The 23,182-nt window shown below is 59.7% G+C and carries 23 protein-coding genes; 9 read left to right on the forward strand and 14 right to left on the reverse strand.

Features of this window, described 5'->3' with window-relative positions; genetic code table 11:
• Positions 1-33: 33 nt before the first annotated feature.
• Positions 34-1,215 carry an acetyl-CoA C-acetyltransferase gene (locus tag ACYQ6M_RS24225; RefSeq protein ID WP_460076057.1) on the reverse strand — a complete coding sequence of 394 codons (1,182 nt, stop codon included), beginning with the start codon at positions 1,213-1,215 and terminating at the stop codon, positions 34-36.
• Positions 1,216-1,510: 295 nt separating this feature from the next.
• On the opposite strand from ACYQ6M_RS24225, the gene phaR reads away from it, so the two are divergent.
• Both phaR and ACYQ6M_RS24235 read left to right on the forward strand, forming a co-directional pair.
• Positions 1,511-2,101 (forward strand): polyhydroxyalkanoate synthesis repressor PhaR, encoded by a 591-nt coding sequence (gene phaR / locus ACYQ6M_RS24230; RefSeq protein ID WP_023002599.1) that lies wholly within the window; start codon positions 1,511-1,513, stop codon positions 2,099-2,101.
• Between the two features lie 19 nt (positions 2,102-2,120).
• Complete coding sequence (locus ACYQ6M_RS24235) at positions 2,121-2,621, forward strand: GNAT family N-acetyltransferase (protein ID WP_460076059.1); 501 nt, start codon at positions 2,121-2,123, stop codon at positions 2,619-2,621.
• Positions 2,622-2,811: 190 nt separating this feature from the next.
• Here the strand turns inward: ACYQ6M_RS24235 and ACYQ6M_RS24240 are convergent, their stop codons facing one another.
• A complete protein-coding gene (locus ACYQ6M_RS24240) occupies positions 2,812-3,243 on the reverse strand; it encodes a GlcG/HbpS family heme-binding protein (RefSeq protein WP_023002601.1) in 432 nt (143 codons plus the stop codon).
• Between the two features lie 134 nt (positions 3,244-3,377).
• On the opposite strand from ACYQ6M_RS24240, the gene ggt reads away from it, so the two are divergent.
• Both ggt and ACYQ6M_RS24250 read left to right on the forward strand, forming a co-directional pair.
• The gene (ggt, locus tag ACYQ6M_RS24245; RefSeq protein ID WP_023002602.1) at positions 3,378-4,973 is read left to right on the forward strand and encodes a gamma-glutamyltransferase; all 1,596 of its coding nucleotides are present in this window, start codon (positions 3,378-3,380) and stop codon (positions 4,971-4,973) included.
• A gap of 107 nt (positions 4,974-5,080) precedes the next feature.
• Positions 5,081-6,466, forward strand: coding sequence for a multicopper oxidase family protein (locus ACYQ6M_RS24250; RefSeq protein ID WP_206909032.1), 1,386 nt, complete (start codon positions 5,081-5,083; stop codon positions 6,464-6,466).
• A 15-nt stretch (positions 6,467-6,481) separates the two neighbouring features.
• On the opposite strand, the gene ACYQ6M_RS24255 is transcribed toward ACYQ6M_RS24250, so the two are convergent.
• The 8 genes from ACYQ6M_RS24255 to ACYQ6M_RS24290 all read right to left on the reverse strand — a co-directional run bounded on the left by ACYQ6M_RS24255 (position 6,482) and on the right by ACYQ6M_RS24290 (position 12,221).
• Positions 6,482-6,802, reverse strand: coding sequence for a hypothetical protein (locus tag ACYQ6M_RS24255; protein ID WP_139314091.1), 321 nt, complete (start codon positions 6,800-6,802; stop codon positions 6,482-6,484).
• A gap of 348 nt (positions 6,803-7,150) precedes the next feature.
• Positions 7,151-7,423, reverse strand: a complete 273-nt coding sequence (locus tag ACYQ6M_RS24260; RefSeq protein WP_031270062.1) for a hypothetical protein — start codon at positions 7,421-7,423, stop codon at positions 7,151-7,153.
• Positions 7,424-7,748: 325 nt separating this feature from the next.
• The gene (locus ACYQ6M_RS24265; RefSeq protein ID WP_055660087.1) at positions 7,749-8,405 is read right to left on the reverse strand and encodes a 3'-5' exonuclease; all 657 of its coding nucleotides are present in this window, start codon (positions 8,403-8,405) and stop codon (positions 7,749-7,751) included.
• 19 nt (positions 8,406-8,424) lie between these two features.
• Positions 8,425-8,952 carry an MAPEG family protein gene (locus ACYQ6M_RS24270; protein ID WP_460076063.1) on the reverse strand — a complete coding sequence of 176 codons (528 nt, stop codon included), beginning with the start codon at positions 8,950-8,952 and terminating at the stop codon, positions 8,425-8,427.
• 145 nt (positions 8,953-9,097) lie between these two features.
• On the reverse strand, positions 9,098-10,528 hold the full coding sequence (locus ACYQ6M_RS24275) for an alanine/glycine:cation symporter family protein (protein ID WP_023002608.1): 1,431 nt from the start codon (positions 10,526-10,528) through the stop codon (positions 9,098-9,100).
• A 210-nt stretch (positions 10,529-10,738) separates the two neighbouring features.
• The gene (gene rplT / locus ACYQ6M_RS24280) at positions 10,739-11,098 is read right to left on the reverse strand and encodes a 50S ribosomal protein L20 (protein WP_023002609.1); all 360 of its coding nucleotides are present in this window, start codon (positions 11,096-11,098) and stop codon (positions 10,739-10,741) included.
• Positions 11,099-11,124: 26 nt separating this feature from the next.
• Positions 11,125-11,322 (reverse strand): 50S ribosomal protein L35, encoded by a 198-nt coding sequence (rpmI, locus tag ACYQ6M_RS24285; protein ID WP_023002610.1) that lies wholly within the window; start codon positions 11,320-11,322, stop codon positions 11,125-11,127.
• A 284-nt stretch (positions 11,323-11,606) separates the two neighbouring features.
• Positions 11,607-12,221, reverse strand: a complete 615-nt coding sequence (locus ACYQ6M_RS24290; protein ID WP_023002612.1) for an FMN-dependent NADH-azoreductase — start codon at positions 12,219-12,221, stop codon at positions 11,607-11,609.
• A 98-nt stretch (positions 12,222-12,319) separates the two neighbouring features.
• Here ACYQ6M_RS24290 and ACYQ6M_RS24295 point away from each other — a divergent pair, with 98 nt between their 5' ends.
• Together ACYQ6M_RS24295 and ACYQ6M_RS24300 are read left to right on the forward strand one after the other, a co-directional pair.
• The gene (locus ACYQ6M_RS24295; RefSeq protein ID WP_075282215.1) at positions 12,320-13,225 is read left to right on the forward strand and encodes a LysR family transcriptional regulator; all 906 of its coding nucleotides are present in this window, start codon (positions 12,320-12,322) and stop codon (positions 13,223-13,225) included.
• Between the two features lie 520 nt (positions 13,226-13,745).
• Positions 13,746-14,138: a hypothetical protein gene (locus ACYQ6M_RS24300; protein ID WP_077291432.1), complete on the forward strand. Its 393-nt coding sequence runs from the start codon at positions 13,746-13,748 to the stop codon at positions 14,136-14,138.
• Between the two features lie 70 nt (positions 14,139-14,208).
• Here ACYQ6M_RS24300 and acuI read toward each other — a convergent pair whose 3' ends face one another.
• From acuI to ACYQ6M_RS24315, 3 genes are read right to left on the reverse strand one after another with little or no spacing between them, the layout of a single operon-like run.
• Entirely contained in the window at positions 14,209-15,201 is a 993-nt protein-coding gene (gene acuI, locus ACYQ6M_RS24305) for an acryloyl-CoA reductase (RefSeq protein WP_031270065.1), read from the reverse strand.
• Between the two features lie 25 nt (positions 15,202-15,226).
• Positions 15,227-15,853 (reverse strand): DUF1326 domain-containing protein, encoded by a 627-nt coding sequence (locus ACYQ6M_RS24310; protein WP_023002616.1) that lies wholly within the window; start codon positions 15,851-15,853, stop codon positions 15,227-15,229.
• A 10-nt stretch (positions 15,854-15,863) separates the two neighbouring features.
• Entirely contained in the window at positions 15,864-16,679 is an 816-nt protein-coding gene (locus tag ACYQ6M_RS24315) for a DUF2182 domain-containing protein (RefSeq protein WP_460076069.1), read from the reverse strand.
• 149 nt (positions 16,680-16,828) lie between these two features.
• On the opposite strand from ACYQ6M_RS24315, the gene ACYQ6M_RS24320 reads away from it, so the two are divergent.
• Together ACYQ6M_RS24320 and ACYQ6M_RS24325 are read left to right on the forward strand one after the other, a co-directional pair.
• Entirely contained in the window at positions 16,829-17,560 is a 732-nt protein-coding gene (locus tag ACYQ6M_RS24320) for a FadR/GntR family transcriptional regulator (RefSeq protein WP_460076072.1), read from the forward strand.
• Between the two features lie 332 nt (positions 17,561-17,892).
• Positions 17,893-18,039, forward strand: coding sequence for a hypothetical protein (locus ACYQ6M_RS24325; RefSeq protein WP_023002620.1), 147 nt, complete (start codon positions 17,893-17,895; stop codon positions 18,037-18,039).
• A 189-nt stretch (positions 18,040-18,228) separates the two neighbouring features.
• Here ACYQ6M_RS24325 and ACYQ6M_RS24330 read toward each other — a convergent pair whose 3' ends face one another.
• Positions 18,229-21,750, reverse strand: a complete 3,522-nt coding sequence (locus ACYQ6M_RS24330) for an autotransporter domain-containing protein (protein WP_460076075.1) — start codon at positions 21,748-21,750, stop codon at positions 18,229-18,231.
• A 223-nt stretch (positions 21,751-21,973) separates the two neighbouring features.
• On the opposite strand from ACYQ6M_RS24330, the gene ACYQ6M_RS24335 reads away from it, so the two are divergent.
• A complete protein-coding gene (locus ACYQ6M_RS24335) occupies positions 21,974-23,104 on the forward strand; it encodes a TIGR03032 family protein (protein WP_460076078.1) in 1,131 nt (376 codons plus the stop codon).
• Positions 23,105-23,182 lie beyond the last annotated feature (78 nt).

A 23,182-nucleotide genomic window follows, 5' to 3' on the forward strand; every position in this document is an offset into this window, starting at 1 on the left:
GGCCCGGCCATGATCCTTCTTTGCCTTTGCGGCTTAGCGCTCCAGGCACATGGCGACACCCATGCCGCCGCCGATGCACAGTGTTGCAAGGCCTTTCTTGGCGTCGCGGCGGTTCATTTCGTGCAGCAGGGTGGTCAGGATGCGAGCCCCGGACGCGCCGATCGGGTGGCCGATGGCAATCGCACCGCCGTTGACGTTGACGATGTCCGGGTTCCAGCCCATGTCCTTGTTGACCGCGCAAGCCTGAGCGGCGAAGGCTTCGTTGGCTTCCACGAGATCGAGGTCGGCAGCGGACCAGCCGGCTTTTTCAAGCGCCTTGCGCGATGCCGGGATCGGGCCGGAGCCCATGATTGCCGGATCGACACCCGCAGTGGCCCAGGAGGCGATGCGGGCGATCGGCTTCAGGCCGCGCTTTTCGGCTTCGGCGGCGCTCATCACCAGAATGGCGGCTGCACCGTCGTTGATGCCGGAGGCGTTGGCGGCAGTCACGGAACCGTCCTTGGTGAAGGCCGGGCGCAGCTTGGCGACGCTTTCCAGCGTGGCGCCGTGACGGATATATTCGTCATCGGCAACGACGCGCTCGCCCTTGCGTTCCTGCAAGGTTACCGCGGTGATCTCGTCCTTGAACTTGCCGGCCTTCTGGGCAGCTTCCGCCTTGTTCTGGGAAGCAACTGCGAACTCGTCCTGCTGGTCGCGGTTGATCTGCCACTTTTCGGCGACGTTCTCGGCGGTCTGGCCCATGTGGTAGCCGTTGAAGGCATCCCAAAGGCCGTCCTTGATCATGGTGTCGATCATCTTGTAGTCGCCCATCTTGTAGCCGGCGCGCATATGGGCGCAGTGCGGCGACAGCGACATGTTTTCCTGGCCGCCTGCCATCATGATGGTGGCGTCGCCCGAGATGATCTGCTGCGCTGCAATGGCAACGGTGCGAAGACCGGAACCGCAGACCTGGTTGAGGGTCCAGGCCGTCGCACTATCGGCAATGCCTGCCTTGATGGCAGCCTGACGGGCCGGGTTCTGGCCCTGACCGGCCGTCAGAACCTGACCAAACACGACTTCGTCGATGTCGCCGCCTTCGACGCCGGCCTGTTCCATGGCCGCCTTCATGACAATGGCACCGAGGTCATGCGCCGGGGTGTTGGCAAAGGCGCCATTGAACGACCCCACGGGCGTGCGGGTCGCACTGACAATGACGATATCGGTGAAAGCGCTCATCATACTCTCCAGACTTGAGGCCAATTGACCGTAGTGGACTGGTGCCGCAGGGGCACCTGTCGATGCTTATTATGCATGGACTAGAAACTGCGCTGAGATTTGTGTCAACCGTAACACTCCGTATCGAAGGCCTGTTTTCGCATTTGCGGTATAATCCTTTCGTCAGCGCACATAAAAAGGCTGGCACGATCCGATACGATTGGCTTAGTCTCTTACACGGAGGAGATGACAGGCCTGCGAAAGCCTTGTCGTCAAATGGGAAACTAGCCACAAGGCTGATAGGCGGAATTCACGGATGGCCAAGACCAACGAGCCGACAATCATCAAGAAATACGCCAACCGGCGCCTGTACAACACGGGCACCAGCACCTACGTCACGCTTGAGGACCTGGCGGTGATGGTGAAGGGGGAGGAGGACTTTGTCGTCTATGACGCGAAGTCCGGTGAGGATATTACCCGGTCGGTCCTGACCCAGATTATTTTCGAACAGGAAGGCAAGGGGCAGAATCTTCTGCCGGTCACGTTCCTGCGCCAGCTGATCCGTTTTTACGGCGACAGCATGCAGGGCCTCGTGCCGAGCTTCCTGGAATATTCCATGACCTCGCTCACCAAGGAGCAGGAGAAGCTGCGTTCGCAAATGAGCGAAGCTTTCGGCGCAACGGCGTTCGAGGCCATCGAGGACCAGGTCAAGCGCAACACCGAGATGTTCGAGCGGGCCATGAAGATGTTCATGCCCTTTCCGGCCGCAGGGGGAGATCCGGCTGCGACTGCCAACCCGGCGAGCCAGGCCAAGCCTGCAAAGTCCGGCGGAAACGATCTCGACGACATGAAGCGCCAGCTGGAAGACATGCAGAAAAAGATCAACCAGCTCAGCGAGAAGTCCTGAGGCGTTTACGCGACCTGCAATGAGCCGTGATCTGGACCGCATGAACATCGCCATCATTGCGCTTGGCGATGATCCAGTGTTGCTGAAAATCCTCGAGACGTGGTTTGTCGAGGAGTGGGCCGACTGGTATGGCCCGGGGCAACCCGGCGATGCGCGGGAAGATCTGGAAAAGTGCCTTCTACCAAATGCTCGCCTGCCGCGCTGTCTGGTTGCGCTGGACGGAGATGGCAGGCCGTTGGGAACGGTCTCCCTGCGCGATACCTCGCCGGGGTCGGACCTTTATCCCGGCGCTTGGCTGACCGCATTGCTTGTGCATCGCGATTTCCGGAAAGCAGGTGTCGGCATCAAGCTGATCGCTGCCGCAGAACGGGAAGCCACCAGGATCGGATTTCCGGAAATTCTGACTGCAACGGCAACGGCCGGGTCGCTCGTCCTCAGACGGGATTGGCAGCAGGTCAAAACACTTCAATCGGCTTCGGGGCCGTTGGATATCTATCGCAAAGCCCTGGGGCCGGTCTGAACGGGCGTCAGCCCGGACCGCCGTCAAAATAAAGCCTCATCCCGAAGAGCGAGCTCACTCGAGTCTCGAAGGATGGGCCGCTTGCTCTTGTGTTTGCAGCCCATCCTTCGAGACGTGCCTATCGGCCCTCCTCAGGATGAGGTGAAGGGTAGGTGAGGCTTCTTGAAAGAAGGCAGATCCGGTCCTTCCCTCAGCCGCAGTCTGCAACCAGGCTTGCAGCGGCAATGCCGGCGACTGCGCAGGCTTCGTCATTGTCGGACGTGTCACCGGTAATGCCGACAGCGCCAAGGGTTTCGCCTTCGTCGTTCTTCACCAGAACGCCGCCGGGCACCGGTACGATGGCACCGCCGGAAACGCCGTTCAGAGCGTTGACGAAATGCGGACGGGACTCTGCATTGGCGTTCAGCCATCTGGTGCCGGTGCCGACGGCGAGTGCACCGATCGCTTTGCCCGTGGCGATCTGCGGACGCATGATCGAGGATCCGTCCTGCCGCTTGAGCAGGATCGCATGACCCCCCGCATCGAGGACAGCTACGGTAAGCGGTTTCAGATTCAGCTCGGCTGCTTTTTCAAAAGCGGCAGAAATGATGGTCTCTGCCGTTGATAATGTCAGTTTGCGCATTTTCCCACTTCTCCTTAAGGTGCTGACCGCGATACCGATTTGCTAACAGAACATGGCATTGGCGAATAGGCGGCATTCCCGAGAAGCTATTGCTGCGATTCGGAAAGAAAGACACTTCGGCCAGGAGGAATTCAGTGAAGCGTGATTTTCAGGCCCCGGGCCGGTCCCCGGTTTTTGCACGCGAAGCAGCGGCTGCGACCTCTCATCCGCTGGCAACGAGCGCGGCTCTGGAAGTGCTTCAGGCAGGTGGTAATGCGGTTGATGCCGCGATCGCGGCAGTTGCCGTTCAATGTGTTGTCGAACCGCATATGACCGGTATCGGCGGCGACTGTTTTGCCATCGTCATGGAGCCGGATGGACGCCTGACGGGTTTCAATGGCTCAGGCGCAGCCCCGCGGGCCGCGACACCGCAAAAGCTTGCAGAGCTCGGCGTCAAGGACATCACCGACACGTCGCCCCATGCCGTGACCGTACCCGGTGCCATTCGGGCTTGGGAAACGTTGCTGAAGGCGCATGGCACCAAGAGTTTCAAGTCCCTGTTCAAACGGGCAATTCAATATGCCCGCGACGGATTTCCGGTTGCCCCGCGTGTTGCGCGCGACTGGGCCGGGGATGTCGACAAGCTGCGCGCCGACGAGGTTTCGGCCGCGCGCTACCTGATCAAGGGCGAAGCACCCAAAACCGGCACGGTTCTGAAATATCCGCGTCTGGCAGACACTCTCGCGGCAATTGCCGAGGGCGGGGCGGATGCCTTCTATTCTGGCCCGGTTGCCGACGACATCGTGAGCGCGCTGCAGTCGCGCGGCGGGTTGATGACCCAGGACGATCTGGCCGCTTGCCACACGACAGCGGTGTCACCGGTGTTGAGGGACTACAAGGGTCACACGGTGGCCGAATTGCCGCCAAACGGGCAGGGGATCGTTGCCCTGATCATGCTCGGTATTCTGGAACAGTTCGACCTGGAAAGCCTTGATCCGCTCGGTCCGGAACGTTTCCACCTGGAAATGGAAGCCGCGCGTCTGGCCTATGGCGTCCGGGAGCAATTCATCACCGACCCGGGCTATATGGATGTCTGCCACACACGGTTGATCGGCGCGGATTATATCGACCAGCTTGCCCGGCAGGTGTCGCTGACCAAGCGGATGGACTCGGTCCCGGCAAGTGCGCTGGCTCCGCAAACGGATACGGTCTACCTGACGATCGTCGACAGGGACGGACTTGCGGTTTCCTTCATCAACTCCCTGTTCAGCGGGTTCGGCAGCGGCATTGTCGCTCCGGAAACCGGTGTGCTGCTGCATTGCCGTGGCAGTTCGTTCCGGGCCGAGCCGGGACATGCCAATTCCATCGACGGCGGCAAGCGGCCTATGCATACGATCATTCCGGCGATGGTGCTGAAAGAGGGGGCACCGTTCCTGTCCTTCGGCGTGATGGGTGGCCACTACCAGGCCTGTGGCCATGCACATGTGCTGACCAACATCATCGACTATGGCATGGATGTTCAGGCCGCCATCGACTTCCCGCGGATGTTCTTCGACATCGCCAGCCACGAACTGCAGGCGGAACGACTGGTGCCACCGTCCACGCTCGACGGCCTTCGCGCGCTGGGCCATTCCGTCGTTCCGGCGTCCGGCCCGATTGGCGGGTCCCAGGCCATCATGATCGACAAGGCCCGGCACTTGCTGACAGCAGGCTCCGATCCACGCAAGGACGGGCATGCCGGAGGCTACTGACCCGGCTTCGACAGGCCACCTGACCGCGTCAATTTGAACCTTGTGATCGCCGCCTCACGGGTGTTTGGTGCGGTTGGACGCGCCGATAATCATATGAGGTTTTCAATATGCCCGGATTTTCGAGGCGGGAGATCCTGCTTGGCGGCGCCGGGGCGCTGACGGCGTTTGCAGCCGGTGGACTTGGTGCCAGGCAGGCACTGGCCGCTGAGCACAGCCTGACCCTTTCAAGGCTCAATCATTCGGTGCTGCCGGAAACGGTCACGGCTGACATGATGAGCTTCAGCCCCAGTGGTCCGCCACCGGTGCTGCGGTTCCGCAAGGGGCAGACCACCACGATCGACGTAAAGAACGCGCTTGATGAAGCGTCGGTGGTGCATTGGCACGGGCTCAGGATCGCCAACAACATGGATGGCGTACCCTATCTGACCCAATATCCGATCGAGGCGGGAAACGCGTTCCGCTACGAGTTCACGCCGCCTGACGCCGGCACCTTCTGGTACCACCCGCATTGCAACACGCTGGAACAGATCGCCCGGGGAATGACCGGGGTGATCGTGGTGGAAGACGAGGAAGATGCCGGCTTCGACAGCGACCTGCCACTGAACATTCGTGATTTCCGGCTTGGGGGCGACGGTCAGTTCATTGCCTTCTACAAGCCTCGCAATGCCGCGCGAGGCGGCACGCTCGGAACCGTTTCGACAGTCAACTGGCAACCGCAGCCCGTTTATGAACTTGCCGCGGGCTCTCTCGTGCGTCTGCGTCTGGCTGTCACCGATCTCACAAGGGTCGGCAGATATACAGTTTCCGGTGCCGAGGCACTGGTGATCGCAATCGACAGCAACCCGTTGCCGCAGCCGGTGGCGATGGACGAAATCGTGCTTGCGCCCGGCCAGCGGGCTGATGTTGCCCTGCGTGTGCCGGATAGTGAAGACGAGGTCGCCACGCTTGTTCTGAAAAAGCCGAATGGCGACAAGGTGCTGGCGACGTTCCAGCCCAAGGGCGCGTCAGCCGGCAGGGACCTGCGAGAACTGAAGCCACTCAAGCCGAACCCTGTGCCACAGGCAGACCTTGCCAATGCCGAGGTTCTGGATTTCGTGTTCGGCTGGTCTCCCGGCGGGGATGCGCCGCAGGCCAGCATCTGTGGTTCGCTCGGCTATACTTTCTGGTCGATCAACCGGGTGGCCTGGGGCGGGGATGTGCCGGGGCCGTTCGATCCGCTGGCGACCATGCGGCACGGCAAGTCCTACATCCTGCGCTTTCGAAACGAATCACCGAACGATCATCCGATCCATCTGCACGGCATGTCGTTCCAGTTGCTGCGGTCGAACAAGCGCAAGCTGCCGCCGCTGGTGACGGATACCGCGCTGCTTCTGGAAGAAGAAACCATGGAAGTGGCCCTGGTTGCCGACAATCCAGGCGACTGGGCATTCCATTGTCATGTGATCGAACACCAGAAAACCGGCCTGGCCGGTTTCCTGCGTGTAGAAGCCTGAGCGTTTTCCGACAGGTCAGGCAGACAGGGAGATCGTGTAGGAGCGTTCGTCGCCGTCTTCGGCGGCGGATGCATATTGCGCGACATGCTGCCGGCGCTCCAGCCAGGTCTGCTCGTCAAACGAGTCTCCGGCCAGAAGCTGGGTGGCATATTCGGCATGGGCGCCGTAATAGGCGTCACGCTGAGAAGCCTGTGCGGCGAGATGTGCGGGGACGGCATCCAGAGCGCCAAACTGACCATTTGAGGTCGAACCGAAGCCGGTTCTTTCAGTCGGAGCGGTTACCGGCTTCTGCCGGATGCGCATGGGATGGATGGCCGATACGGGTCTTACTTGCATTTCAGTCTCCGGGGTGGGCCAGTCCGTGGCCAGTCTTTCGGAGGTCCGGGGAGTCCGGATCTGTTGTTGAATATAGGGTCTCTGACAACAGAAAAATGTGACGCGCGTCACACTTTGACGGGTGAGGGGTTTGCCCGCTGCTGTCTAAGGGTAACGGTTGTCAGCAGAATTTGTTCCCGATGCCGTCATTTGGCGCGGTGCTTCTGCCTCCAGCCTCTGCAGTTCGGGTGATATGCCCCTCCAAGATCCTCACCTGAAGCATGCTCAGGCAAATCAAAAAAAGACCCGGAGCAATGCCCCGGGTTGAAGGTCTCCAGTGGTACTTCTGGAACTTTAAAACAGGTTGGCCTAGCGCTCGGTCTTGAGCAGTCGGCCGGCAGGGCGCTGGCGTGGCAAGGCAGCAGTTGCCCGATAGGAGTTCACGCCGGTGAGAGGCTCAGTTTGCCTGCGGAACCTTGTCTGGGGCTCTCCATCTCGCGTCGCGATCAGATGGGCGAGGAAAATAGAGTTCGGGCGGTAGCGTGCGCTGAACGCAATCTGCTCGCGCTCAAGCTCCGGTTCCACGGGAACGGGGAGATACGTGTCAAAGGTCGCCTGCCGCTCGGACTCCGTCTCTCCCACGGAGGGACGCTTCCGCCTCACATTGGCACGACCTGCAGAAGAAACCGGGTTAACTCGCACGATTTAACGCCTCATTGTTTCAGAATGGCACGCCCAAGGCTGCCTCACCTGAAACGTCGCAATCACCGTGCCACGTTAACCTCTTGTTAACTTTTTGTCCGCAGAAAACCGCCGATCCGCATTAACAATCGTTAATGCGGTGGCGCAAAATCGGACACTTTTCAGTGGGAAGCGGGGATAGCGGTGGTAACCGGAACCGGCCCGTTGCAGGCAGGGGCAAGTCCTGACGGCAAAGGGAATCAGGTTTGACCTGCGGGGGGAGGACTCAGGCTGAACGGTGTTCCGACAGTTCTGGCAGCCGAACCGCGAGTGGTAGAGCGAAGTCCTCGGCGGTCAGTTTCTCATTCCTCAGAAGATGCTGCAGGCTCACGGCAACCGACATGGCATCGTCGAGAGCGTCGTGTTGCCGCCCGTCCGACGTCTCGAGGCCAAAATACTCCGCCAGACGACCGCTCGTCATTTTGCCCATATCCTCAACGGGGGTGCCCGCATTCAAGATCAGGCCGATGGCGTTGCCGAAGCGGTGGGCGGGGATGGGTGGTGTCAGGCCTTCGATATAGGAACTGATCGCCAGAAGGGTGAGTTCGTCCTTGCCCCAGGACCAGAAATTCGCCCCCTCTGCGAAGGCTGCGAATTTTTCCAGTGCGTCGGCGTGGGCAATGCCTTCGCGGTCGATGTCCGCCTGGGTAATGCCGGTCAGCTCGGTGAAGAAAGGATCTACATTCGGGTGCCTGCCGAACCTGTCCCTCGGCTTGATCAGGACATTGAATGTATCGAGAATGTCATAACCGCCCCCGAGCGAGAGTTTCACCGCGCCAATCTGGGCGACATTCGGATCCGGATCCAGCGGACCGCACCATTGCCGGCTCATGGCGCCGGGCGCGGTCAGATATTCGCAGTCGTAAATGATCACGTGATGCATGAAAAAGAGGTCCGTCCGATCAAAAGAAGGAAAAAGCGAGGGCGGCCAGAAACAGAAGAACGGTTGAATAGAACGTCAAGGCAAAGCCGAAGGCCCTGGCGGCCGCGCCTTTTTCATAACCGTTCCAGAACAGAGCGCGTCCGCACCAGAACAGGAGTGCGGCGGCAGGCAAAGCGCCGAGATACCCGGCCGGGGCAAGTGCTGCGAATGCGATGTAGGTAAGGGCGGCCAGCGTGGTCTGTTCCAGCGTGTTCTGGAGCACGGCCTGCAACAGCTTGGCCTTTTCGGTGCCTGAGGTCAGTCCGCTGCCGTCGATATCCTCCGGTGTGAAAAAGCGATGCCGGGCCAGAAGGCCTATCGACAAAAGCAGCCAGAAAGCGCCGGCCAGCAGACATTGGGCTGCCAGCGTAAGGCGGGCTTGCGGCGAGCCGTCCGGCAGCCAGTCCTGCGGATAGTGAACGGCGCTAAGGCCAAGCCCGGTGGCCGCGACGATTACCGCCGCGATCATGCCCTTCATGACGCCATGTTGTTTCGCTGTCAGGGGCAACCTGCTGCCTCGCTTTTGCTGACGGAACCGACACGGGAACAGGACCACACCGGGCTTCAAAAGAAAAGCGTTGGAAGGCCCCGGCGCAGACAGACTGGCGCGACCAGGAGGCCGCGCCAGTGCAAGAGATCGTCTTCTGAGCCCGTCAGTCCGGCGCCTTGCCGGTCCAGGCGCTGCGGTCGATGTCGAGATCCGCGAAGTTGTCAGGGTTCAGCACCGGTCGGGCGACACCTTCCCGAAGCTGGCTCTTGAAGTCGTCCAGAATCCGCTTTGCCGTCGGGAACAGCATCATCAGAGCCAGTAGGTTGACGACCGCCAGGACGCCCATCAGCGGATCGGAGAAGAAGAACACCGAGGTTGCATTCGGTGCCGTCGCCCCCAGGAACACGACGCCCATAACGGCGACCCTGAGAACGTGCAGGGCCATGGTGCTGGATGTCATCGAACTGAGGGCGTTTTCGCCGAGGTAGTAGTTGTAGATGATGGAGCTGAACGCGAAGAGCAGAACTGCGCCGGTCAGGAAATAGCTCGTCCAGCCACCGAGGTGGGAAGCAAGCGATTGCTGGGTCAGGACGACGCCGTCAACGCCTTCTGCACCCGGCGCATAGACATCGCCGAGCAGGATGATCAGCGCCGTGCAGGTGCAGATGATCATCGTGTCGATGAAGACCGAAAAGGACTGGGTGATGCCCTGGCTGATCGGGTGGCGGACTTCCGCCGTCGCGGCAACGTTGGGAGCCGAGCCGAGGCCGGCCTCGTTGGAGAACAGCCCGCGGCGCAGGCCTTGCGCAAGGGCTGCGCCCATGCCGCCGCCGACCACTTCTTCCAGCCCGAAGGCGTTGAGAACGATGGAATAGATGACGCCGGGCACCTCGGTGATGTTGAGAAGGATGATCACCAGCGCCATGCCGATATAGCCGACGGCCATGATCGGCACGATGACGTCGGCTGCCTTTGCAATGCGGTGGATGCCGCCAAAGACGATCAGGCCGGTCAGCACGGTCAGGCCTATGCCCGTCCACAACCGGCCGATGCCGAGGCTTTCTTCCGCGGCGCCCGCCACGGTGTTGCCCTGGAAGGCGTTGAAGCCGAAGGCGAAGGAGGCCATGAGGCAGAGTGCATAAAGCACCGCAAGCCAGCGGTAATCGGCGCCAAGGCCATGGATGATGGTGCGGGCGGGTCCGCCACGATAGGTACCGTCACCCGTGGAGCGCTTGTAGAGCTGGGCGAGCGAACACTCGATCAGGCTGGTTGCCATGCCGACAAGGGCAACGGCCCACATCCAGAAGACCGCGCCGGGACCACCGAGCGTGATCGCCACGGCGACACCGGCGATATTGCCGCCGCCAACCCGGCCGCCGACAGACAGGAGCAGGGCTTCGCGGGCAGAGATCGCGTTGGGATCACCCGACTGGTTCTTGGAAGACAATACGCGGAACATACGCAGGAAGAAGCGTAGCTGAACGAAACCGGTAACGACCGTGAAGAAGATGCCAATGACGACGAGAAACGGGATGAGTGCCCACCCCCAGGTCAGGTCGCCGATTAGGGCGAAGAACGCCTCGACAAGCTGCATGGATCCAACCCTCCTTGTTTTCCGCAAGGCTGACGAAGGGTCAGCCTCATCGGAACCGGAAGGGTAGGCTTCAATTTCCGGGGTTTGCAATAAAAAAGAGAGGTGCTTGAAAATGCAGCTTTGAATTGCCGGGTTGATAGGCAGCCACCAGGCAACAAAAAACGCGGCTCGAATGAACCGCGTTTTTCAAATCGGATCGGGAAGCCTGCCTTAAGCGGCCAGAGCGCCCTGAGCCTGATCAACCAGGGCCTTGAAGGCATCCGGCTGGTTGATGGCGAGGTCGGACAGAACCTTGCGGTCGACTTCGATGCCGGCCTTGTTCAGACCGTCGATGAAGCGGCCATAGGTCATGCCGTGCTGGCGGGTTGCCGCATTAATGCGCTGGATCCAGAGCGAACGGAAGTTGCGCTTCTTGGCCTTGCGGTCGCGATAAGCGTACTGGCCGGCTTTCTCGACGGCCTGCTTGGCAACGCGGATGGTATTCTTGCGGCGGCCGTAATAGCCTTTTGCTGCCTTGATTACTTTTTTGTGGCGAGCGTGGGCGGTAACGCCCCGTTTGACGCGTGACATTTAGGTGATCTCCTTCGGGGCTGGCTTTATGCGTAGGGCAGGAACTGCTTCACGATCTTTGCATCCTGGTCGCTCAGCGTGGTGGTGCCACGGGCGTTGCGGATGAACTTGTTCGTGCGCTTGATCATGCCATGACGCTTGCCGGCCTGCGCGGTCTTCACCTTGCCGGTCGCGGTCACTTTAAAGCGCTTCTTGGCGCCGGACTTCGTTTTCAGCTTGGGCATTTTGCATCCTTTCCTTGGTGCATCCGTTCAGAACGGATACTCTTTTGTTGGTGCATTCAGAGCCGACACGGCATGCCCTCGGTTGTCGAAAACGGTCTGCGCAAGAACACAGAAAACCAGTCCACGACGAGCCGGACGACTCTGGACCGGGCGCTTATATGGGAGCTTTCCTTGGAATGCAACCGGTTTGCGCGCCTTTTTTGGCGGTTTCGGCCAGATCTGCGGCACGGTCCTCCGCGGCAAAAGCAGTGGCCGCGGAGATCGGAGTGCGCCAGCAAGGCCGATCAGGCAGCCAGATCGCATTCCTGCCGGGCGGCCAGAAGGCTGGCAGAGACCTTTTCAGGATCGGCGACGGTGCCTTGCACGGCAATGAAGCGGATATCCTCAACGCCCAGGAACGACAACAGGAACTTGAGGTAAGGCTGCACGAAGTTGGCCGCGGCAAAGGGCTGGCCGTCAAGATAGCCTTCGGCCCCATAGGCGGAAATCACCACCGCGCGCCGGGTTTTTGCAAGTCCCTGAAAGCTGTTGCCGTCAAACGAAAATGTGTGCCCGACACGAACGATCTGGTCGATCCAGGCCTTGAGAGCCGCGGGAACTGCGAAATTGTAGATCGGCGCGGCAATCAGCAGGGTGTCGGCTTCCTGAAGCTCGGCGATCAATTTGTCGGAAAGGGCTGTCGCTTCCTTCAGGTCTGCGGTCATGGAGGCGGGCTCGGTATAGAAACCTTCGATGGTCTTCTGGCCGATGATCGGGATGGAGCCATCGGCAACATTTCGCGTGATGACGCGGCAGTCGGGATGTTTGCGGCGGTAGCTTGCCTCGAAATGATCGGCAATGGCGGTGGAGTGCGAGCCGGTCTGGCGGGAACTGGAATTGATGCGCAGAAGCAGTGTCATGCGGGTATCTCCTGGTTGGATGATGCCCGGAGGTTATTTCTGCGCATGTAGAGGAAAAACACTGTGGCTCGCAGGATATTCGTGCTTATTCTGCATGAATGGATCTGCAAGCCCTCAAGACAATCCTGCTCGTCCGCGACCTTGGCAGCCTGGCAGCTGCCGCGCGGGCGCTGGATCTCGATGCCTCGAATGTGTCCCGGACGGTTTCTGCAATCGAGCGGGAGCTTGGTCAGAGGCTTTTCCAGCGCAGCACGCGCAAGCTGTCGCTGACGGAGGCAGGCGAAGCCTATCTCCAGCGGGTTGCGCCGCTCGTGGAGGAGATCGAAGCGGCGAACGAGGACATTGCCGCCAGAAGCCAGCAGCCACGGGGAACCTTGCGCATGACGGCGTCGGTTGCCTTCGTGCTGGAAGGAATCGTCCCGCTTCTGCCGGTGTTTCACGACCGGTACCCGGATATCTCGGTCGAGCTTTTTCCCTCCGACAGCAATCTCGATCTACTGGCCGAAGGACTGGACCTTGCTATCCGCCTGGCTGCGGCGCCGAAAGGCGATCTCATTTCCACAAAGCTGCTGCAAACCCATTACCGGGTGGTGGCCTCGCAGGACTATCTTGAAAGGGAAGGACATCCGGAAGCGCCGGGTGACCTGTCTGCCCGAAATTGCCTGTGTTTTGCATTGCCGGATTTTCGCAATGCCTGGCGCTTCAGGCTTGGGGATGACGCGCCCTTCGATGTGGAAGTGTCCGGCAGAACGACAATTTCAAGCGCGCTTGCGCTACGCGAAGCAGCCAGGCTTGGCCTTGGTCCGGCATTGCTGGCCGACTGGCTGATTGCGAGCGACCTGAAGGACGGCAGGCTGGTCGATCTCTTTCCCGACCACACGTGTGCTCCGGCGAACTTCGAAACCGCCGCATGGATCCTTTATCCGAGCAGGGCCTATCTGCCACTCAAGGTGCGGGTGATGATCGATTTTCTGAAGACAGAGTTCGGACGTTCCGGGAATTGATTATACGTCAGAGGCTCCGTTCTTTTTTGGTCTATTTATTCAATTTATTGAAATGAAGAAGATTTTTTACCTCCAGGAATATTTATGAATTCAAATATTCATGATTTTTGATCGTGTTTCTGAATTTATAAACTGATGTATACGATTAAGTTTATTCATTTAAGGCTATTTCACTAAGAAAGGCGCCATATTCAATCTTTACGTGTTATTTAGTGTAAAACTTTGTCCCATAATACATTTCTTTGTTGAGAATCAGGTCGTGAATATGTTGTTTTGAGGCTACGGAACAATAATTCGGACAACCTTGGATATGAATCCCAACATATGCCACGATCGAAAGATTGTTTTTGTACACAATCCCAAAGTAGCTGGTACGAGCCTGAGAGATTGGCTTGGCTTTGACGAAGTCTGGAATCACGGATTCCCGACGACAAATACACCTGTAGAGTGCTGGAATGACTACAGGGTTATTGTTGCTATACGAGATCCGATCGACCGGGCCTTGTCCGGGTACAGGTTCATGACCCGGGAAAAATATGTCGGAAGCTTCCGCAGCCGGTATCCTGACCTGCCAACCTGGGACCCGCTGACCTTCTTCCGGAAAATGTTCAACGAACAGATCTTCGTGGTGCCGCCGCAGTTCAAGTACACGATGCACATGCATTCCAACAAGGCGCCGGACTATCTGATCCGGTTCGAGAACATGGATCTTTCCCAGCTCGCGCAGGATCTCGATATCCAGAAGCCGTTGCCACGGGAAAACGCGAACCCGCAAACTGAAGTGGTCGATATTGCGGAGGATCTCTATGTGGCCCTGATCGACCACTACAAGGTCGATTACCTGCTTTTTGGCTACAGGCCGGTGCCTTATCGCGACTTCATGCGCTCACAGGAAAAAGCTGCGGCTGCCTGAAGATCTGCATTCATTTCCATGACGAAATTCGCCCGGGCAGACGCATTGTCCACCCGGGCAAGGAATTGTCTCAGGCATTCACGTCGACGACGACACGGCCCTTGACCTGGCCTTTCAGGATGTCGGCACCAAGCGCCGGCAGGTCTTCAAGGGTAGCCGGGTGGATCATCGCTTCCAGCTTGTCCATCGGCAGGTCTTTCGCCAGCCGTTCCCAGGCTTTCAGGCGGCCGTCATAAGGCTTCATAACGCTGTCGATGCCCAGCAGGTTGACGCCGCGCAGCAGGAACGGGATGACGGTTGCCGGCAGATTGGCGCCGCCTGCAAGGCCGACGGCCGCAACGGATGCGCCGTATTTCATCTGACCGAGAACACGTGCAAGCATCGGACCGCCGACAGCATCGATACAGCCCGCCCAGGTTTCGCTTTCCAGGGGGCGCTTGACCGTTTCGGCAACGTCATCGCGCGGCACCACGCGGGCGGCGCCAAGAGACTTCAGGTAATCCCAGGTGCTCTCGCGTCCGGTGACGGCGGCAACCTCGTAGCCGAGATTGGCCAGAATGGCGGTTGCGACGGAGCCGACGCCGCCAGCGGCACCGGTGACCAGTACCGGCCCGTTTTCAGGCTTCAGCCCGTGCTCCTCAAGCGCCATGACCGCAAGCATGGCCGTGAAGCCGGCTGTGCCGATCGCCATGGCGTTGCGCGTGGTCAGACCTTCCGGCAATGGGACGAGCCACTCGCCCTTTACCCGTGCCTTCTGGGCGTAGCCGCCCCACCACGCTTCGCCGACGCGCCAGCCGGTCAGTACCACCTTGTCGCCCGGCTTGTACCAGTCGTCGGAGCTTTCCTCGACGGTTCCGGCAAAGTCGATGCCGGGCACATGCGGATAGTTTCGAACCAGTCCCCCTCCCGGGCCAAGGCACAGGCCGTCCTTGTAGTTGAGCGTGGAGTATTCCACGGCAACGGTGACATCGGCTTCCGGCAACCGGCTCACGTCGATGTTCTCAATCGAGGCGTGGGTTTTGCCGTCTTCGTCCTTGTCGACAATCAATGCCTTGAAGGTCATGAGCTGTTCCCTTTTCTCTTCGGTTTCAGGCGGCGGCTTCCGCCGCCGGGCCGGACCAGTCGATCTGGCAGATTTCAGCACTTCTGCCGTCAAAATCCCAGACCCTGCCGTAAGCGCGCACGCGGCCTTGCGTGGCGGTGGCGACCGTGATGTCCGAACCCATCCAGTATTCGGTGTTCTTGACGACGATATCCTCGTCCGGATTGGCGCCGCGCACAGGCTCCACCTCGCCCTTGATCGCCTTGCCGACGATCAGGCGGCGTTTCTTGCCTTCGTTGGTGTAGGAGACGGGGGCACGTTCGGCGCCCAGAAACTCGCTGACCAGAACCCGGAACAGGCCGGTGGTGCCCTTGGCCTGGCCGGAGAAGATCTTGATCAATCCGTCATAGGCCGCTTCGCTGGCGCGCTCGTCGATATAGGCGGCGGCCTTCCAGTTGCCGCGGGCCATCAGGCCCGGAATTTCCAGGACGAGGCCAACATTGAGCCCGGAGAGGTCCTCGCCCTCATAGTGGCCTTCGTCGATGCGCACCCCGGCCCAGGCCTGGCAATAACCCTCTGTGGGCGGGTGCTTGCCGAGCGATACCACGCAGGGGCAGAAGACGGTGCAATTGCAGTTGAGGATCAGTTCTCCTCTGATGGCCCAGCCGGACATGATTTTCTCCCTATATGGTTATTGGTAATAACGGCAGAACCAGAACGACCAGTCCGGCCAGAATGAGGAAAACGCCGACCGGCGCGGTAAGTTTCGCGCCGATGTCGGGAAGTTTTTCCAGTGTCATCAGCACCATGGCGCCTCCCATAAAGGCGAGATTCATGGTGCCGGCGAGAAACGCGAGCAGCATCAAGGCCCAGCAGCAGCCAAGGCAGACGGCGCCAAGTCTGAGGCCAAGCATCAGCCCGCCCCGGGCCCCCGGCTGCCAATGGCTGAAGAAAAAGGTCAGCGGGTTCCGGCAGGAGCTGAGGCAGGCCTGCTTGAGGCGGCTGAACTGATAAGCTCCCGCCAGCAGCAGCAGGGCTGCGTTCAACGGGTTGGAAATGGATTTGCCGAATGGATCGAGCAGGCTTTGTCCTGCCAGCCAGACCTGAAGAGAACCGGCCAGAAGCGAAAATCCGAGCCAGACAGCAAGATACCCACCCACAAGCGCGGCCAGCGGCAAGATGCCTGCGGCGGCAGTCTGTGTCAGCTGCGCATAGGTGCGAAAAGCAGGAAAGGCTGTTGGTGCCATCATCGCCAGGGCCATCAGGGCCCACATCAGGGCGGCGACCCCGAAGCCGGCATTGGCGGCTGTAGCCGAGCACAGGGACAGGAATGCCTCCAGCGGCTGCCCCATGGGTAGCCCGGTAAGCTGCCAGTCCGTGGTTTCCCTCAGGCCGTCTGCCTGCATGGCGAACAGGATGGCCCAGGCCACCAGAATGGCGGCATAAAAGGTCAGCCAGAACGCTCTGTGGCCAGGCATGAGCCGCGCAACGGTGTCCACCCGATCCTCCTGATAAATTTTCGCCTAGGCTGCGGGGGCAGCCTCTAAAAGTCAAACATTTAATTGTCAGACATTTAAACAATTTGTTTGACCGTGTCGGGTCGTCTCTTTAGGTTTGCCGGGGTTCAGGCGAAAATTCGGAGGTTCTTTTGGCGATTGAATTCAACACGATTCAAAAAGAGGGTCTTTCGGTCCAGATCGCCAATGCCATCCGCAATGCCATTCTCGAAGGCCGCCTTGCCGGTGAGGAACGCCTTCCGAGCGAAGCCGATCTGGCGGAGCGCTTCGGTGTGTCGCGGTCGACTGTTCGCGAGGCCTTGAAACGGCTTGCCGCCCAGAACCTTATCCGCAGCGAGCGGGGTTCTTCCGGTGGGGCTTTCGTCAATCGCATGACCTGGGCCGAAGCTCAGGACAATCTGATGACGACCACGCGGCTCCTGATCGGCATGAACGACATTCCGCTGGAAGACGCCATCGAGGCCCGCTTTGCGCTGGAAGCTGCCGCGCTGCCCCTGGCGGCGGAAAAACGCACCGACGAACAGTTGTCCGAACTTGCCCGTGAAATTTCCCGGCAGAGAAACCGTGACACAAGCGACGAGGACTTTTGCGCGTCGGACGTCGCCTTTCATTCGGCCGTGGCGCGGGCAACGGACAACCCAATCCTGGTCTTCCAGTTGTCGGCCGCCTTCGAGGCGATGCAGCCACTCATGAACATGCTGGTCTACCGCCTGCGCGACCGCGAACGGATCGCCGATCTGCATCAGGCCCTGGCCGATGCGCTGGCCGCGCGCGACAGCACCGCTGCGGCACAATATCTGGATGCCTTGTCGGCCTATACGCGGGAACTGGCGGCGCAAAGGCGCAAGCCGCGCAGCGCATAACACCCCTTTTCAGGGATGTCTGTCCTTGTCCATGCGAAGCTGGTAGGCGATTTCTGTCGCGCCCAAGCCTGAAAGCCAAGTCATGTCAGAGACTTGCCGAATAAGTAACTTCACGGCATTGTTCAATCTCATCCTAAAGTCTAATATAGACGAAAGTCGAAGTTCGAATCGTGGCGAATTTGCCTCCCACGTCTGCCGAGACGGTCACCGGATGCGCCATCTGTTTGAAAAGGTCGGCTTTTGTACGCCCGGTCACCCCTGGCGGGCGTAAAGGTCTGAACAGAGCTTGCGCCTGCGCGGCAGGAGCGCTCTTCACCATAGGGAGCAGTGCCATGAAATTCTGGAGCATCGCCGTCGTCGCCATGATCCTCGCCGGTGTCGCCGCCACCAAGGCCGCCAACCCCAGCCATGCCCTGACTGACGGCTCCGTCGCCACCGGCATCCCGGTCACGACGCTGCACACGCCGGTCACGCCGTAAGGCAACCGACAAACGTCCGGCGCAGGCGCCCTTTGCCTGCGCGCTCAGACTTGTTTTATGAAACCTGCTTCGGCTGCATATCTTGCGCGTAGCCTTTTATCCGGCCTTGAGCGAGCGTTGTTCGGCCGTGTCACATTTGCAAGCCTGCAATCCCGCCATTGTCATGAAAAAGTCAGGCCATGCCTGCTTTCAGAATGGAACGATTGCCCTCAGGTAACCGCCATTGCTCCGGCTCACGCTTCCGAAACTGCCGGTGTACGCGAGCTTGAAGGAAGTGCCGGAGGCCTTCTGCAGTTCGAGTGCGGCGGAAAGGTTCATGACCGTAGTATCGAGTTTGGTCGTGGTTACGAAACTAGGAACACCCGAAGGGGCTTCAGTGAAGCGTGAATGGATGCGGTAGTCGTTGTTGGAAAAGAAGCTGACACCCGTCTTCATGGAGCCATTTATCTTGTAACCGGGACTTTCGTGTAACGTGCCCATGACACCAACAGCAGGTGTTGCAGTCAGAATCCAGTCGTTGCTGCCAGATATGGTGAGGTTGGCGGATCCGGCTCCCGTTTCCTGAACATCGCCGAAGCCTACCCGGGTCGCAGCGACGTCGACCATCGGCACGACGCGGAACGTACCGGTATCGAACGCATAGGACAGCCGGGAGACGATCCCGGCGAATGAGATGGTCTGATCACTGCTGGCGGTACCAAAGCCGAGACCGACCTGACGGTCGGTGTCGTATTGCGCCAGGCCGCCATAGCCACCCAGACTTGCCTCCAGCGCGCCCCAGGTCTTTTCAAACTTCGCGCCGATTGTGTAGCGCATGCCGTCGGATGTGCCTGAATTGTTGGTGGAAAGCTCGCTGGTTTCTACCGTGCCGGCGACACCGACCCGCATGCCGTCGCCGAGTGGCACCTCGAGGCCGCCGGAAAAGCCGTAACTCGTCTCTCCGCCGCCGATCGTGGACGTGGTTTGGCGGATATCGACCCTCTGGCCCTGGACCCGGCCCCAAAGACAATAGTCGTCGGCGGCTGCAACCGCGACGCCATCGAGCCGGGAAGGGCATGACAACAGGGATTCACGGAAATTGTGAAGGCTGCCAATCGCCGCCCCGACCTGTACCAGATAATGTTCGCCGTGCAGCCGGTCCAAGGCTTTCTGGTAGGCCTCGATGCTCTCGATCTTCATCAGTTCCAACTGCAGGTCGTGCATGGCGCCGCCGCCGTCAGAGTAGATTGCGTTCATGTTGGCGCCAACATTGCGCTCGTTTTGGGTCCTGAGCTGCGATGTGCCGTCGGGAGCAACGGGTGTGAAGTCGATATACTGGTTGCCGATTGCCACGTCTGTCGCATTGGGAAAAACGAGCGTGTAATCCACCACAACGGTGTCTCTGGCGGTCAACCCGTTGTTGGTGACACCGCCTGCCGCGGACAGGATAGTCAGGGTTTTGGTCGGATCGACCAGGTTCAGCGGGTTAACCTTCACGTTGCCTGAGAGCGTCGCCGTTCCGGAAATGTTGATCCGGTCGACCGTCGAGGCTTCCGAGTTCATGTCTACGGAAAAAGTCCCGCTGCTGGTCTGGACGAAATTGCCGGTCAGTGCCGTTGTCTGGATCGTTCCGGTGCCGCCGGGTGAGAGGTCGCCTTCGTTGGTCAGCGTGTTGCCGGCGCCAAGATTGACGGTCGAAGCACTCTTGAAGAGGCCACCTGATCTGTTGTCGAAGGAATTGGTGCCACCGCCCAGGTCGACGTCGCCGGTGACCGTTCCATAGTTGACAACAGTGTCGTCGCTGGCAGGCGTATTCAGTGTCGTGTTGATTGCTTTGTCACCGCCGCTGAGAGCTCCGGTCCCGGTGATGGTGATCGTGTTGGGGCCGGCCACGCCCAGGCCGACGCCATTCCGGCCGCCATAGACCGAACCGGTAATGGTGATGTCGGCGCTTGTGCTTGCGCCGAGTACATAGATACCGTCGTTATTTGTTCCGAAGACGTCATGTGCAGTGACGGAGGTGGTTCCCGTGCCGTCGTTTTGGGCCCTGATGCCGTTGGTGGCTCCGGAGATTCGGCCGGTCGAGGTTACGGTCAGGTCCGTGCCGGTAAAACTGGTGAGGGCATAGATACCCTCGGTGGTGCCTCCGGTGGCGTTCACCGCGCTGATCGTTGCGGAACCGGTTCCCATGTTCCTGGCGGCAATACCGCTCCTGGTGCCGCTCACGGTACCCGAGCTGGTGATGACGAGGCCCGTACCATGGGCCTCCACATTGATGCCGTTGGCCGTGTTTTTTGGGTGATCACCGTCGAAACCTTCAACGTCATAGGTCGTGATCCTGAGCGCGCCGGTGCCGAAGTTTCTGGCATAGAGACCTGATGAGGCACCGGAAACCGCACCTGTTGCAGTGATCGTCAGGTCCCCTGCGGAATTGAAGTTCTTGGCCAGAATGCCGGAATTCTTCTCCCCAGCAGCAGTGGTGACCGTGAGAGTTGTATTTCCGGTACCGTCGTTGCGGGCGTAGATGCCCCTTTCCTCGCCAGTAACGGGACCATTCGCGGTGATCGTAATATCCGTCCCGCTGGTCGAATTTCGAACGTATATGCCGTCCTTTGCCCCGCCCGTCACCGTTGCGGTGGTCACTGTCACCACGCCGCTGCCTTCGTTCTTGGCGAATACTCCGTATCGCCCGCCCGACACTCCACCGGTGGCGGTGATCCACAGGTTGGTGCCAGTGCTCTCAATCAGGCCATAGATGCCATCGTTTTTGCTGCCCCGGACATCTGCGGCGGTAATGGAGAGGCTGCCGCTCCCTCGGTTCGTCGCAGTAATACCGTTGTTTTCAGCAGTGACGGCTCCCGTGGCGGTGATGGACAGGTCCGTGCCAAACGCGTTGTCAGCGAAGATGCCATCGACTTCGCTGCCGCCGCTTGCCACAACATCGACAGTTTCGATTGTCAGGGATCCGGAACCGTAATTGCGAGCAACGACTCCTGCTCTTGTGTCGTGCCCTGAGCCGGTACCTGTGACGGTAACTGTGCCTGTCGCACGCACGCTGAGGTCTGTCCCTTCGTTCCATGCCAAAATGCCACTTCCCGACCCGCCGGCAACGTCGGCGGTTGTGACGGTCAGTCGGCCAGTGCCGTCGTTTCGTGCATTTATGCCGTTCTTTTTGCCGGAGACCGTACCGGTCGTCGTGATCGTCAAGTCGCGGCCAGCCGTTGTACGGTTGCGCGCATAAATGCCGTCTTTTGTCGCGCTTGTGACGCCGGCTGCGGTGACGGTGATCGACCCGCTCGACCCTGACTCGTTGAGAGCATTGATGCCGTAGCCTTTCACGGCACTGACGTCCCCGGTGACATTGATGGTCACCGCCCCCCTGATTGCGCCATCGTCACCTGTCGACCTGACATCGATGGCATTTTCTTCGCCCTGGATGAGGCCTCCGGTCGTATTGATGAAGCTGAGGGCGCCGTTTCCGGTCACGGTGATGGCGTTACCGGTGCCGCCGGTTGTGTCGATGGAGGCACCTGAAGCCATGGTGACGTCGGCATTGTCTGCGTTGATGGTTTGCGTGGTCCTCAGCGTGCCCGAGCACAGATAGGTGCCACCGCCTAGTGCGCTGCAGGCGGCATAGGCCTGGCGCCCCGCATAGCCGAAGACGACAGGGACAGCGAGCGCCGAGGTCAGCATAAGCTGTCTTTGTACTGCGGACTTGGGGAAGGAACGCATGCAACGGGTCTTTCCGGTGACTGCCGACCTTTGCCGGTCAACAAATCGCGAGTAATCGAAACAGGACAAAACGAATTACTGCTATTCTTGCTCCCGGATTGGTTAATGCTTTGATTCGACATCTTCAAAAACAGATGCCTTCAGACAAAAACTGTGCTGCGAAAAGAGCATGATAGATGGTTAATGCTATGCCTGTGGCGAGCTCGGCCCGAATGGAAGCGGGATGCTGATGCCGACTGAAGACAGGAACCTGCCGGTCGGTATTCGCGAGACCCGGGCTGATGAACCAACAGGCGTCACCTATTCGATGTCAGGCGGCCTCGTTGGGCTTCTCGCCTCGCTCAAGATCTCGGTTGCCTTTTCGTCCTACCAATCCGGCAAGTTCTATCTGCTTGGCCGCAATCCGGACGGTGGACTGATGGTCAACGAGCAGTTCTTCAGCAAAGCCATGGGAATTCATGTCAGCGGCGGAACCATTCACCTGGCCACGTTGTCGGAAATCGTGCGGCTGGAAAACGTGCTTGAACCGAACCAGCGGATCAACGACACATTCGATGCCTGCTTCGTGCCGCGCGCTGCTCATGTCACCGGTGCCCTCGATGCACATGATCTGGGCATCGACCGTGACGGACGCATCCTGTTCGTAAATACGAGGTTCAACTGTCTGTCGACAATATCCGAGCGACACAGCTTCAGGCCGGTCTGGACGCCGCCCTTCGTAAGCCGGATCGTCGACGAAGACCGCTGCCATCTGAACGGTATGGCGATGAGGGACGGGAGGCCGGTCTTTGTCACGGCGGTGAGCCGGTCCGACACGATTGACGGCTGGCGAGACCGGCGCGCCGACGGCGGCGTTGTGGTGAAGGTGGAAACCGGCCGGATCGTTTGCCAGGGGCTTTCCATGCCGCATTCCCCACGCTGGTACCGCGGCCGGTTGTGGCTCCTGAATTCAGGCACCGGTGAACTCGGGTCAATAGTCCCCGCTGACGGCGACAGCGAGGGACGGTTCGAACCGCTCACCTTCTGCCCCGGTTTCCTGCGCGGCCTATCCTTCCACGGTCGTTATGCGTTCGTGGGGCTCTCCAAACCACGTTACCAGCGTTTCGAGGGCCTGGCGCTCGATGAACGGCTGAGGGTTGCCGATTCAGAGCCCTGGTGCGGTGTTCAGGTCATCGACCTCGACACCGGCGCCTGTGTGGAATGGTTCCGTATCGACGGTGCCGTCGCCGAGCTCTATGACATCGGCGTCCTCCCCGGTGTCACTTGCCCCATGTCACTTGGGTTCGGAAGCGAGGAATTGATGAACCTTGTTACCGTCGATGTCGAAGACAAGGAGAGGCCAGTCAGCCCTTAGCTGAACTTTCGCATCAGAGCGCGATCGGTTGGGGGATGCAGCACAAGCGTATCATGGCGCGGCAACCTCAAAAACTTA

Source organism: Roseibium sp. ROS1 (genome assembly GCF_054658215.1).

Coding starts and splice junctions, on each gene's coding strand:
- rplT (WP_023002609.1), bottom strand. CDS start 11,098: ATGTCACGCGTCAAACGGGGCGTTACCGCCCACGCTCGCCACAAAAAA.
- ACYQ6M_RS24240 (WP_023002601.1), bottom strand. CDS start 3,243: ATGCGCAAACTGACATTATCAACGGCAGAGACCATCATTTCTGCCGCT.
- ACYQ6M_RS24295 (WP_075282215.1), top strand. CDS start 12,320: ATGGATCTGCAAGCCCTCAAGACAATCCTGCTCGTCCGCGACCTTGGC.
- ACYQ6M_RS24235 (WP_460076059.1), top strand. CDS start 2,121: ATGAGCCGTGATCTGGACCGCATGAACATCGCCATCATTGCGCTTGGC.
- acuI (WP_031270065.1), bottom strand. CDS start 15,201: ATGACCTTCAAGGCATTGATTGTCGACAAGGACGAAGACGGCAAAACC.
- rpmI (WP_023002610.1), bottom strand. CDS start 11,322: ATGCCCAAGCTGAAAACGAAGTCCGGCGCCAAGAAGCGCTTTAAAGTG.
- ACYQ6M_RS24325 (WP_023002620.1), top strand. CDS start 17,893: ATGAAATTCTGGAGCATCGCCGTCGTCGCCATGATCCTCGCCGGTGTC.
- ACYQ6M_RS24250 (WP_206909032.1), top strand. CDS start 5,081: ATGCCCGGATTTTCGAGGCGGGAGATCCTGCTTGGCGGCGCCGGGGCG.
- ACYQ6M_RS24290 (WP_023002612.1), bottom strand. CDS start 12,221: ATGACACTGCTTCTGCGCATCAATTCCAGTTCCCGCCAGACCGGCTCG.
- ACYQ6M_RS24225 (WP_460076057.1), bottom strand. CDS start 1,215: ATGAGCGCTTTCACCGATATCGTCATTGTCAGTGCGACCCGCACGCCC.
- ACYQ6M_RS24275 (WP_023002608.1), bottom strand. CDS start 10,528: ATGCAGCTTGTCGAGGCGTTCTTCGCCCTAATCGGCGACCTGACCTGG.
- ACYQ6M_RS24300 (WP_077291432.1), top strand. CDS start 13,746: ATGACCCGGGAAAAATATGTCGGAAGCTTCCGCAGCCGGTATCCTGAC.
- phaR (WP_023002599.1), top strand. CDS start 1,511: ATGGCCAAGACCAACGAGCCGACAATCATCAAGAAATACGCCAACCGG.
- ACYQ6M_RS24255 (WP_139314091.1), bottom strand. CDS start 6,802: ATGCAAGTAAGACCCGTATCGGCCATCCATCCCATGCGCATCCGGCAG.
- ACYQ6M_RS24335 (WP_460076078.1), top strand. CDS start 21,974: ATGCTGATGCCGACTGAAGACAGGAACCTGCCGGTCGGTATTCGCGAG.
- ACYQ6M_RS24310 (WP_023002616.1), bottom strand. CDS start 15,853: ATGTCCGGCTGGGCCATCAGAGGAGAACTGATCCTCAACTGCAATTGC.
- ACYQ6M_RS24330 (WP_460076075.1), bottom strand. CDS start 21,750: ATGCGTTCCTTCCCCAAGTCCGCAGTACAAAGACAGCTTATGCTGACC.
- ACYQ6M_RS24265 (WP_055660087.1), bottom strand. CDS start 8,405: ATGCATCACGTGATCATTTACGACTGCGAATATCTGACCGCGCCCGGC.